This is a genomic window from Bacteroides bouchesdurhonensis, from assembly GCF_900155865.1.
In the GTDB taxonomy this organism is placed as follows: Bacteria; Bacteroidota; Bacteroidia; order Bacteroidales; family Bacteroidaceae; genus Bacteroides; species Bacteroides bouchesdurhonensis.
Genome location: NZ_LT707006.1, coordinates 4516605 through 4529534 on the forward strand (window position 1 = coordinate 4516605; position 12930 = coordinate 4529534).

At 37.9% G+C, this 12930-nt stretch carries 8 protein-coding genes; 7 read left to right on the top strand and 1 reads right to left on the bottom strand.

Annotation, left to right across the window (positions count from 1 at the left end; all coding sequences use genetic code 11):
* The first annotated feature begins 44 nt into the window (after nt 1-44).
* Both CZ225_RS19800 and CZ225_RS19805 read left to right on the top strand, forming a co-directional pair.
* Entirely contained in the window at nt 45-419 is a 375-nt protein-coding gene (locus CZ225_RS19800) for a BlaI/MecI/CopY family transcriptional regulator (RefSeq protein ID WP_077155901.1), read from the top strand.
* A 5-nt stretch (nt 420-424) separates the two neighbouring features.
* Nucleotides 425-2677 (top strand): M56 family metallopeptidase, encoded by a 2253-nt coding sequence (locus CZ225_RS19805; RefSeq protein WP_077155168.1) that lies wholly within the window; start codon nt 425-427, stop codon nt 2675-2677.
* A 131-nt stretch (nt 2678-2808) separates the two neighbouring features.
* On the opposite strand, the gene CZ225_RS19810 is transcribed toward CZ225_RS19805, so the two are convergent.
* On the bottom strand, nt 2809-3531 hold the full coding sequence (locus CZ225_RS19810; RefSeq protein ID WP_077155169.1) for an SGNH/GDSL hydrolase family protein: 723 nt from the start codon (nt 3529-3531) through the stop codon (nt 2809-2811).
* Between the two features lie 170 nt (nt 3532-3701).
* Between CZ225_RS19810 and CZ225_RS19815 the strand changes: the two genes are divergently transcribed.
* The 5 genes from CZ225_RS19815 to CZ225_RS19835 all read left to right on the top strand — a co-directional run bounded on the left by CZ225_RS19815 (nt 3702) and on the right by CZ225_RS19835 (nt 12926).
* Nucleotides 3702-5930 (top strand): alpha-L-rhamnosidase-related protein, encoded by a 2229-nt coding sequence (locus CZ225_RS19815; protein ID WP_077155170.1) that lies wholly within the window; start codon nt 3702-3704, stop codon nt 5928-5930.
* A 228-nt stretch (nt 5931-6158) separates the two neighbouring features.
* On the top strand, nt 6159-7118 hold the full coding sequence (locus CZ225_RS19820; protein WP_083714679.1) for an Ig-like domain-containing protein: 960 nt from the start codon (nt 6159-6161) through the stop codon (nt 7116-7118).
* A gap of 152 nt (nt 7119-7270) precedes the next feature.
* Complete coding sequence (locus tag CZ225_RS19825) at nt 7271-10063, top strand: TonB-dependent receptor (RefSeq protein WP_077155172.1); 2793 nt, start codon at nt 7271-7273, stop codon at nt 10061-10063.
* Between the two features lie 30 nt (nt 10064-10093).
* Nucleotides 10094-11344, top strand: coding sequence for a DUF4876 domain-containing protein (locus CZ225_RS19830; protein ID WP_077155173.1), 1251 nt, complete (start codon nt 10094-10096; stop codon nt 11342-11344).
* 7 nt (nt 11345-11351) lie between these two features.
* The gene (locus CZ225_RS19835; RefSeq protein WP_129585837.1) at nt 11352-12926 is read left to right on the top strand and encodes a DUF6850 family outer membrane beta-barrel protein; all 1575 of its coding nucleotides are present in this window, start codon (nt 11352-11354) and stop codon (nt 12924-12926) included.
* Nucleotides 12927-12930 lie beyond the last annotated feature (4 nt).

The following is a 12930-nucleotide window of genomic DNA, read 5'->3' on the forward strand; positions in this document are numbered from 1 at the left end:
CCCAAAGACTTGAGCGAAGAGATATGCAATTAAAAAAAGTAGAAATGAACGAACAGAAAGAATTAACAAAAGCTGAGCTTCAAATTATGCAGGTACTTTGGCAAAAAGGGAGTGCTTTTGTAAATGAAATCTTGCAAGATTTGGAGGAACCTCGTCCTGCGTATAATACGGTTTCAACCGTGCTTCGTGTACTACAAAACAAAGGTTTTGTAGCATATAATAGTTATGGAAAGACTTATCAGTATTATCCATTAGTGACAAAAGAGAGTTACACCAATCGATTCATGGATCGTGTGGTTGATAACTTTTTTAGTGGTTCAGTCAAAGCAATGGTTTCTTTTTTTACAAAGAAAGAGAAAATGTCAGTACAAGAGATTGACGAACTCATTAAGTTGCTGGAAGAAAACAAAAAGAATTAAAAAGTATGATTGAATTTGACTGGAGCGGATGGACGATCCTTCGTTTTGTTGGAGCCTCGTTTATTTTGTGGTTATGTTATTATTTACTGTATGATCGTAAAGCAGCTTTCAATCAATGCCGCAAGTTTTTACTATTTTCGGTATTGCTAGCTATTGTGGTAGCAGTGGTACGCATTCCTGTTTATCCAAAGGAAGTAACACCAATAAATGATCAGCAGTCAATATTACACGAGACACAGGCTAACGAGATTTCGGAAACGAAAATTGAAGTACCTGGGATACAATCTGATATACCGGAGACGGTAGTATCAGAAGGTGGTAATGAGCCGATGACACCGGTAGAAGAACCTCCTTTTTATGCTTCATGGGATTATGTGCAAATAGCCTGGTCAATTTATGGGATTGGTGTACTTATACTGTTGTTATATTTATCAACAGAGGTCATACGCATTAAACGTTTACAACGTTGGGGAAGCTGTACGACGGATACTGATGGAATTCATATTGTACGTAACAATAATGTCTCCTCTCCTTTTTCTTTCTATCGAACAATTTTTATTCATCGAAAACTAGAAGGAGAAGTGTTACAAGTGGTACTACTTCATGAAAAAGCACACATCTTTTTCCATCATTATCGGGATACTTTTTTCATTGAATGTATGTCCGTCTTATTCTGGTTCAATCCTTTTATCTGGTTGATTAAACGTGAATTGCGTGCACTACACGAGTTTCAGGTAGACAATAGATTGCTTTCCAGTAAGATTGAATTATTTAATTATCAACGCATTTTATTCGAAGAGCTAATGGGATACAGCCCGAAAATTGCGAATGGTTTTCATAATTCATTAATTAAAAAAAGATTTATCATGATGAAATATCAATATAAGGAACGTTTCTCCGGATTACGTAAAATAGCCTTATTTCCATTGTGTATCGGTTTGTTGGCATTGTTTTCTTTTACAGAAAGACCGACTAGTAGCAATCTGACAGCAGATGATATGACAGTATCGATTGTGCCGAAAGAGACTTCGAATATGAAATCTGAAATAATACCCACTCCTGAAAATAGTGTTAAGGAAGAAGAATTGATAACAGATAGTTTTTCACAATCGATATTAGAACCATTTGTTGCCAATGAAAGTACAAAGTCGGATGAAACACAGAAGACAGATTCTAACAAATCGGAAACAGAGCCGATAGATATTACTTTTGAAAAAGCCATTCGCGCCAATATAGAAAGGCCAAAAACAGAGCCCCAAAGTATTACTTGGGAAAAAGCTATTCACACCAAGGAAAAAGAATCCGAACCAGAGCCACAATCTGACAATATCAATAATGAGATCGGAGTAGATTTGCGCAGTGACCAATTGGTGGTTTCACGCCTTTCCAGAAGAAATCAAGGAGAATCATTCGTACGTTTTATAGAATGTACTCCCCAAGATACTCGTGTGACAATAGCCCTCCCTGTCCTCTACAACAGGCATTGGATACAATTTGAAAAAGGGTTGTCTATTGTAGATGAAAACACACAAGACATCTATCGTATACGCTCACTAACTCGTGGAATGCAGCTTAACCAGACTTATTGGATTGAGGGACAAAGAGATAGATTAGTAGAATTTACAATGGTTTTTCCCCCCTTAGGTAAGAAAGTAAAGAAGATAAGTATCCGAGATTGTTTTCCTGAAGAGAATGGAATAACACCCCCTAACGGCGCGGGATGGAACCTGAATAATTTATGGGTAAATGAATTTGCTCCCACTGTCGCCCGTTTAGCTGAATACGACAAAGAAGGACGCCCGCTACGTTCGGACCAGGTAGAAGAAGTCAATATTCCTGTCAGTCAATTGACTATTGCTCCTACAAATAGTGGTTCAACTGAGATATATAAAATTGAAACCACGAATGATCATACGGAAGTGACACTAAGCATTCCTATATATTTTGATCGCCATTGGATATGTATAGGTAGAGATTTGGGCATAGTAGACGAGGCAACAGGCGAAGTATATCAACTGGAAGGAATAGCTAAAGGACTTGAAGCAAATAAACTGTTATGGATAGAAGGATGTGCAGGACATTCCATTCTAGTGACATTGCTATTCCCTAAATTAGATAAGAAAGTGAAAAAGATAAGTTTATATGATGTTTATCCCGATGCAGGCTGTATTTCTCCTACCAATGGTTCCCCATGGAATTGGAGAAGAATAAAAATCAAAGATTATCAACGAGAACAAAAGGGTCGTATTATATTGTAGCATACCTTTAAATGAAGATTCACGCAAACTTACGCAATGATTAAATCAAATCTGCATAAATTTGCGTGAACCGTATTTATCAACTACTTTTCACAACCACCAAAGGACTGATCTACCAACAAGTGGCTGATTTACCAACAAGAGTCTATGGTATTCGAATCCAAAGCGTTAGAATTCTCTGCTATAAACATTTTTAGTTGTTCGCTAATCTGTGACATTCCTTTTATTGTAGGATGTCCGTTCTTCTTATCAATGTTTTGCAGTTCAACACATGCGATACCGTAATGCTGACAGATATTTTTAACAGAATCATTGATTTCTTTCTTCAAATCTGTATTCAGAATAAAGTAGATCTCAACATTCTGATAATTATGAATCACATGATCGAGCATATAAGCCATTGCCGGACGGAATTTAAATAAATCATCTTTAGTCCATCCACCATACTTAAAATCCCCAAGAGGAGAATCAGCCCAACTGTCATTAGTGCCACCAAATATTAATATAATATCCGGGAATCCCAGTCCGGGCATACGAGTTATAAAAGAACGGTCGCTAAAATCAGCTTTATCATATCCAGTATTACAAATAGTCGATCCGGAAAACGAGTTATTTATGCAAAGCTGATACCCATTTTCTTCGATAAATTTATTCCACCAAGTTTGTTTCACAGAAGTTACATCCGTTTCAGGCTTTGGAGTTGTAGAATACCATGAACTATTTGTTTTCGGCTGCATAAATCCTTCAAATGTTGAATATGAATCACCCAAAATAGATACAGATTTACGACTCTGAGCCAAACCGACGTTACAAGATATTACAATCAGTATAAATAAATAATAAAACTTTCTCATATCAAATCCTATTTTAGATTTTGCTACTATCGATTTTATTTGTAAATAACAACTGCAAATATAATAATTACGCTTCTAATTTGCAATAGAATTGCCATAAAGAGAGAACTACTCATAAATTACATATCTTTGCGAACTAAATAATCTGCTCAATATAAAATTGCCAACGTATGACAAAACATCTGGTTATCCGGGGATTTCTGTATACAATATTCACAGTGAATGCAATAGCGAGTTTATATGCCCAAAATGAAGGTAAACAAAGCCTGAAATTTTCCGGCATTGACAGAACTGTGAGAGTTTCTGACCTGAGGCAAGTTCCATTCTTTCTAGCAGGCAAAAGCTTATATGAAATAGGATTTATGAATGGCTCTTTTCCTGCACAAGGTAACGAGACAGAAGAACGGGGTGTTTGGTCTCATCCTATTAAATTATTAAATGGATTTGGCTTTGTTTTATCTGAAAATAATCAATACGTCTGGGCACTTACAGATGCGACAGACTTTGAGTCTGACTTTTATAGCGCAAGATTCTCATTTTCACAACACCATCTTTCTGTTACAAGGGAGGATTTTGTAGCCGAGAATGATAAAGCACTATTTGTTAAACTGAAAATAAACAATGATTCACCTACTGACAGAACCCTAAAACTGGAATTTTCCGGTATAGTAGATATCCGACCTTCATGGAGGACTGAGACTCTTCGAAACGAAAAAGATTCTATTTATTATAAGAATGGACAGATATATGCATTCGACTCTTCAGGACTCTTAACAATGGGAAGTCCGATAAATCCGTCAGCCTATTTTATCCGGCAAGATACAGCTGCATTGATTTACGATCTTTGTTTACCAGCCGAAAGCAGCATAGAAATTCCTTTTTTAGTAACAGGTGAATATAGTACCATATCGAAATCGGTTACAACTCTTCAAGAACGTTACAATAGACTAATAAACTGCTATAATCCAGAAAAAGAGAAAAAACAGAAGGAATATACGCATTCTATAAACGAAGGTGTTCGTTTGGACTGTTCCCGAAAAGAGATAGTGGACGCATTTTATTGTGCTAAGGCTAATATACTAATGAATATAAAAGACGAAAGACCTTTTTATCCGGATTTGTTCCTTGGAGCAGGAGTACCAGTCTATCCTCGTTTATTTGGAACAGATTTTTGTTTTTCAATAGCAGGATGTCTGTCCGGTGGATTTAAGGATATTTCCAAACGGACATTGAACAATTTACTATACTATACAGAGAAAAATTTGCGGGCTCCTCATGAAATATCGAGCGATGGAATTCTTTTAGGATGGGATCATATTCAAGTTTCTCCTCAATTAGTAAATGCGGTATGGGAATATTTCTCGTGGACACAAGACTCTACATTTTTAGCAGAAGCGTATCCTTTGTGCAAACGAATGATACAAGATATCATTAAAGATATAGATGCAGAAAAAGGCTTATATATCCCGGGACATGGGCTTATGGAAGAAGCCGAGTTTAAAAACAATTGGGTAGAATTAACTACGGCAGCATATACATTTCCCGCTCTTAATTGTATGTCCCAAATGGCGACTGTCATAGGAGAAGTAGCAGAGTCCGGATTATACTCGTCGCTTGCTTCAGCATATAAAAAACGGTTTAATGCTGATTGGTGGAATGATTCTCATGCTATATGGCCTAGTGCTTTATCCGGGAATGGAGAAAAAATATATAGCCATTTCTGGAATGTGGTATTTCCACAGAAAACTAAACTAGCTCAGGATAAAAACGGTCAAATAGCTTTTAAAAGTATTCAAAAACATTGGGTTAATGATCTTTGGGGAATGGTAGGCAAATATAATGAAGGAGCAGATCTTTCACATGATGGAGTTGGATTAGTACATAATAATATCTGCGCTACAGCTGCTTTTGAGTATGGACAAACTGATTTAGGATGGAAATTGATTCAGCTTTCAGCTCAGGCTCCGTTGTCACTTCAAGAATCTCCATTAGGATTATTTCCAGAATGCCAACCTCATGGTTGCTCCAATATTTCTCAATTATGGTCGTATGCTACATTTATTGAAAGTCTTGTCAAAGGACTGGCTGGTATTCAGCCCGGTATTCCAGGTTCTCCGATTGAAATGTATCTGCAAATTCCTGATGACTTGGATTATCTTACTATTGACGGAATTGAAATTGGAAATGATTCTTTCTCAGTAAGTTGGAAAAAGACTATAGATAAACGTCTGCTAATTCAGATAGATGGTGGCGTTACAAATAAAGTGAAAGAAGTTATAGTTAGAATTAACTCATCTCTTCCATACAAAGTATTATTAAACGGAAAGAAGAAAAAACGTTGGAAAAAAGAAGATTTTTATGGCATTGATACCGAAATGAAAGTATTATGTTTGCCATAAACAGTTATAATAGTAATTTCAAGCACTCATAAAGACTAATATTGATATATTTTTTAGGTAATATAAAAGATTAACGCGCAAAATGTTTGGAATTAATTCAAATATATACTATGTTTGTGATAATTTCAAGTAAGTTGACTTCTCTATTATTATTGTAAGTATAGAGAATAGTTACAAAATGAAACTTGATTAGGCTATTTTATATTTCAATCTAATACATACAAAAAAATGAAAAAGGAATTCTTATTTTTAGCGATGAGTGCATTTGTTGCATTCTCTTGTAGTGACGACGATGATCCAAGTTCAGTTGAAGTAACCGGTATCTCTGTTACCCCATCTACGGCAACAATCTATCAGGAGCAAACTACGCTACCAACTTTAAGTGCTGCCATTACTCCGGAAAATGCAGATGATCCAACAATCACTTGGTCATCCAATAATACAGCCTATCTGACAGTAAACAATAAAGGCGTACTGAGTTTGGTGAAGGACATAGATGCAGATGCTACAGTTACTATTACCGCTAAAGCTGCTAATGGCAAAACCGGTACTTGCACTATTCAACTTAAAGCTTGCCTTGAAGGTGGATATAAAGTAATTGATGCTACTGATGAGGTTGGATTATTGATCCTTGACCGTAACATTGGTGCTACAGAGCCATACAATAACAATTATGCTAATCCCAATGCAGCATCCATTGGTAACTTCTACCAGTTCGGAAATAATACACCAGTTGCTACAAATGGAGATGCAAGTGTTAATTCAAATTTCAACAAAACTTGGAATGCAGAGGGGGCAGACTATAAAGACTGGACCGTTGCAGAAAACACTCCTTGCCCTAAAGGTTGGAGAGTACCGACTCAAACAGAAACCAAAAAGATTGTTAATGCTTCTTATTGGGAAGATTGGCTCATTGATGAGGGTTTTATGACCGAAGAAGAAGTTGAAGCAGCACAAGCTTTTCAAGACAAAATATTAATTGCACGTGGTGGACTATGGAAATTAAATAATGGCTCAGTTGAAAAATATCTACCTAAAGCTGCTTATTTCTGGAGCTCTGAAATCAATACTAGCGAGACAGCTGAGGCGAAAGTAGCTTACGCCTATGCAGATAACAATATGGCAGTATTCGATAAAAAACAACCGGTGGTTAATGCTCTGCCTATACGTTGTGTGAAATCTAAATAAGTTGCCGCTTCTATCTAAAAGCACTACTCTACTACATCTTTTAGATATGTTTTATATAACCAACCGAATGGGGGCATTTCTTCCCTTGTTCGGTTGTTGTTTCTTTTTTATCTTTCTAAAGAATATGTTCAGCATTGAATAAAAAATATTTTATGATTCATCATCTACGGGTTATCCCCTTATTAATCATTATTTTTCTTTTATCCACTCCCAGCAGCTACGCACAAAAAACGAAGAAAGTCAATTATAAGGGACAAATATTGGATATAAGAACAAAAGAGGCATTACCTGGAGCAGTTGTCAGCTTGCCTCAATATAGCATATTCGCCACTACCGATCTCGATGGTTTCTTCCTCCTTCGTGATGTACCCGTAGGAAAGACAACTATAAATATTCGTTATGTGGGTATGCTACCTATTACGGAAGAGCTTGTTGTGGAGGACCAGCACGACAAAGTAAAAAAGTATGAGATGTACGAAGAAAACTTCTCATTGAAAGAAGTTACCGTAGTTGCTACCAATAATAAAACAGGAGCCTCTACTTCTTCCTCCATTTCACGTTCGGCTATCGATCACTTACAAGCTACTAGCCTAAGTGATATATTGGAGCTGCTACCCGGTCATCTGTCTTCCAATCCTACACTGAACTCACCGTCGCGTGCTACACTCAGACAAATCCAAAGTGATGCGTTGAATAGTATGGGTACTTCCATTGTATTTAATGGAGCTCCTATCTCAAACAACGCTAATCTCCAGATAGGAAATACTGCCAAAGAAGGTTCACTGAATACCGGCTTCGCCTCTTCTGCAGGTTCCGGACTGGATTTACGTGAGATATCAGTGGATAACATAGAATCTGTGGACGTGATCCGAGGAATTCCTTCTGTGGAATATGGAGATATGACCTCAGGAGTGATCATCATCAATCCGAAAGCCGGTGTGTATCCTTTTCAGGTTAAGATGAAAATTAATCCTACGCTGACACAAGCTTCCATTGGTAAAGGTTTCCAAATAGGCAAAAAAGGAGGTAACCTAAGTGTCGATTTCGACTATGCCAAATCATTAAGTGACGAACGCCGACCTTATCAAGGTTTTCAGCGATTCACTTCCAACATATTATATAGTAAAACCATTGGTGAAAATCTTTTTACCACTACCGGATTTGGCTTCTATTCTGATTTGGATGCAACCAAACTAGACCCTTCGGATGCTCAATATCAACGTGAACGTCGTGCCGAGAACCTGGGCTTCAAGTTTAATACTAATATCGTCTGGAATCAGACCGGCGACTTCTTTAAATTCATCAAATTGAATGTATCTGTCAACTATGCCCGACAGAAAGGTTACAATCAAGAAATTAAAGGGAATTTCGGTTATATGGTAACGTCAGCTATGCAAGACGGTACTATAACTTCCAACCGAAAAGAAGATATTTTTGACTCAACGGGGCAGCAAATCACCAATGCCAGCAAGCTGGACCCTACAGCACTAACTAATATATTACCCTATGAGTTCTTAACCAAAATGAGCACTTATGGCAATCCGCTAAATGTTTTCACAAAATTATCCGCCAACTTCTTTAAAGAAATAAGTGGTGTTAAGAACCGCATTGTTGCAGGTATCGACTGGAAAACGGATGTCAATTTTGGTAAAGGTAAAGTATTCGACCCTCTGATGCCTCCGTCAAGTGGATTAAGGATGAGACCTTACAGTGATATCCCAGCATTAAACCAACTATCAGCTTATGCGGAAGATAACATAACTACAGAAATTGCGAACCGTGAATTCATGTTGCAACTAGGTGTAAGAGCAGATGCGATTCAACCAGGGCGTAAAGAAAACCGTACTGTCATCTCTCCCCGATTCAACATTTCATATGAAGTAATTCCAAAAATTATGACTTTGAAAGGTGGTTGGGGTATTACAGCCAAAGCTCCTCCTTTGATGTTTCTATATCCGGACAAAGCCTACTTCGATTACGTGAATTACGATAATTTAGGTGCAACCGGAGTGATGGATGATCAGAAACTTAGCATCATAACGACTAAAGTGTATGATACAGTCAGTCAGAAACTAAAGATAGCAAAGAATACAAAAAGTGAAATCGGAGCAGATTTCCGGTTCGGACAGACTAGCCTTTCAGTTACCGGTTATAATGAGATACTGAAAAACGGATATACCTTTGGACGGAACTTTGATACCTTCCATCAATTTGAATTAGTAAAATATAAAACACTGAACAACCGTCCGGGAACCTATCCAGAACTAGCTGTCGATAAGACCTCTAATGTCATTCTAGGATATAACACTCCGATGAATGACAAGGTAAATAAGAATCAGGGAATCGAGTTTGATTTCAGTTCCGGACAGATAGCTCCTATTCGTACCCAGTTTGTGTTTAACGGAGCCTGGATGCGTAGCCGTAGCTATTCCACCGCCTATTCTTTCTATCAAAAGAATCCGGATTCGGACGGAAATTATAAGGATATAGGTATTTACGAAGCCGGTGATGGTACTGAATACAAACGCTTCTCTACCAATCTGCGCATTATTCACAACATACCTAAAATCAGTTTCCTGATATCCTTGTCCATACAAACTATCTGGCACGATTCGCAAAGCTATTTAGGAATAGAGAACAAGACACCTATCGGATATATATCAGCAAAAGATCTTTCGATGCATATGCTTCAACCGGGTGATGCAATCAATCCGGATTGGCAGAAACAGATTTTGGAAAATCGTGAGATAGTTGATAGATATTCACCCCTATGGCTTTTCAATTTACGCCTGACTAAAGAGTTGAAACGTTTTGGAGGGTTTGCATTTTTCGTCAATAACCTATTTATGTATACTCCTTTGGAAGAAAGTAAACGATCTCCGGGTACCTATAAAACCCGTAATCCGGAACAATTCTTCGGTGCGGAAGTTTGGTTGAAATTTTAATCATATAATGCTAATTAATAGATGTCAAATATGAAAGAATATATAAACAGGATTCTCCTTCTCTGTCTGGCAACAATAGTATGTACTGCTTGCAAGGAAGATACAGCAGGCGAATCTCCTTATGTGAAGACTTTTGAGATTCATTTATCTTATGGCATTTTCGGTACAGAGACTCCTTATTCACAACCTCTTGTCATAACATTAACCAATAATAGCGAACAGATCAGTTACACCAAACAAACCGATAAATGGGGGAAACTGACATTAGAAAAGCTATTACCCGGAGAATATACAATCAACGCAACCGGTGCTTTATCTGCAGATGAGGTAGCACAAATAACCGGTGAGGAAGATGCGAAAGCGGCTAATCTGGTAGCTTTCTTATCGAACGTGAATCTCAGAATAAATGAAGAGCCTAAACTCAATGACCTGAAGTTAGTCTCTTCTCTGTCAAGTACATTGATATTTAAAGAATTGTATTATAGCGGTTCACGTACCCCATCGTCAGGAACTTACCGAAATGATGGTTTTTACTCTGTCTATAATAATTCTACCCAGCCGGTACTTCTGAACAATCTTTATATTGGTAATGTGGAGCACTATGGATCCATGAACTCTCCGGGGCCATTATGGCCTAATGAAGAACAAGGAAATTATAAAAATGTATATATCCGTACACTTTGGAAAGTCGTAGCAGGTGATGAAGCTGTAATGCTAAATGGTGGTGAAAGTATTGTCATTGCAGTGATGGCTGCACCTCACAATAAAGACGGGCAATTCAATCTGAATTCTCCTGTAGATTTATCTAAAGCTGACTATGAAGCTTATAGCAATGATCCTGCCAATAACTATACCGACTATGATGCACCCAATATGCGTCTGGTATTCTGGCCGGACTATGGTTATCTATGGCGTATCAGCGTATTTGGTCAAGGTATGGTACTCATTTCTGCTTCTACTGAAGAAGTAGAAAGTTTTGAGACGGTAACCTTACCGGAAACTTTCCAGGATCCTTTTGAGGATGAAGAATACTGGTTATGCAAAAAAGTTCCATTGAAGTATGTAATTGATGCGGTAGACTTGATTCAAAATGCTACATCAACGAATACCAAACGTTTTCCACCGGCATTAGACAGCGGATTTGCTACTACGGATGGTATTTATATGGGACGCAGTGTAATCAGAAAAGTAAAGAGTACAGAGAATGGAGTCACCATCTATCAGGATACTAATAATTCAACAGATGATTTTGAAATCAATGAAGTTCCTTTATCCAAATAAATGTGCTATGAAGAAAATAAAATATAATCTATTAATAGGTCTACTGTTGCTGGAAAGTTCTATTGGTCTTTCGGCACAAACGGAAGACAATAATGAGGGAAGTGTAGCTCAATTGGACTTATACCGACAAGAAGCGTTTACTTTCGACCGTTCAGATGCTTCAGCTTTAGCATTGGGACAATGGAAAAGTTATTCCAACATCTATGTGGGTATCAATTACAAAGACGGGACTTTTCATCGTCCGCAGCAATCCTCCTCGGCTAGCGATTACCTGTTCTCTGCTGAAGGAGCACTTAAAATGGGGGAATACAGAATAGCCGGTGGGTTCTCTCTTGAACAAAGTTATAACAAGAATGTCCGGTTCAATTCCATTATCGATCCTTATAGAGGTACTCCTTATATATTAGCTGACAGTACAGGTGGAAACTGGCAAAAACAATCCTATGCACTATGGGCAAAAGGAGCTTCGCCATTCTTTCATAATCTTGTTTCTGTAGGACTGGATTTACAATTGAACGTAGATCGCGGGTCAAAAAAGATCGACCCAAGACCTCAATCCAATGTAAATAGCATTTCAGTGGCTCCCTCTGTCACATTGAAACAGAATGATTTCTCTTTGGGGGCTTATATACGTTACCGCAGATTCCGGGAGAATTCAAACTTAATACTGTACGACACCAACGAACCTCAGAAAATCTACATGTTGAAAGGAATGGGACAATATGTATATGACATATTCAGCAATAATGAACGCGAGCGTCAGTATCAAGGTGACGGACTGGGATATGGTTTGACCTTCGGGGTGAATAATGAACATATCTCTATGGATGTTTATGCAGATTATGCCAACTACACGGAAGATGCAATGGATATAGAAAGCAATAAGCCACGTAAACGAGGATGTCTTTATGAAACACACTATACAGGTGGGACACATATAAATATCTACAGTGAAAGGGCCAAACATTTAATTACGGCGTCCTATTTTTGGCAAGAAAGATCGGGACGTGAAATCATCCAGATATTTAATTCTTCTCCTACAGTAAATGCCTGGCAGACAGACTCCGAAGCTCCGCGTCGTTCAGTTAATAAGCAAACAGTTGCCAAAGGTTCTTATTCATTATTCTTATTGGGTAATAATCGACAGAAAGAGAAAGATGATTATCTATGGAAGTTTGATTTGGAAGCAAGATATGAAACTTATTCAGATACCTATAAAGTGATGGATTCCTATTTGGAATATGCCGCTTGTCATGTAGAAGCCGGGGCAACACGCAATATTGCCTTGAAAGGGAATAATTCACTTCTTATACATGTGAATGGCGGTTACCATTCACCTTCGGACAAATCTTTCAGCTATACAGAACGGGAAACCGATGATCCGACCATTGCCCAAGGACTGATATATCCGGATCGGGATATCTTGTGGAGTAGTTATTATACAGTAGGTGGAGATGTAACATTCAGCCATCAGCTTACCAAGTCCGGTACACTTTACCTGAGGGCAGGATATCAATCATTACAAGCTCAACACAATTTACAAAGGAATACCGTATGGGCACGTTTTGGCTATATTTTCTAAATAC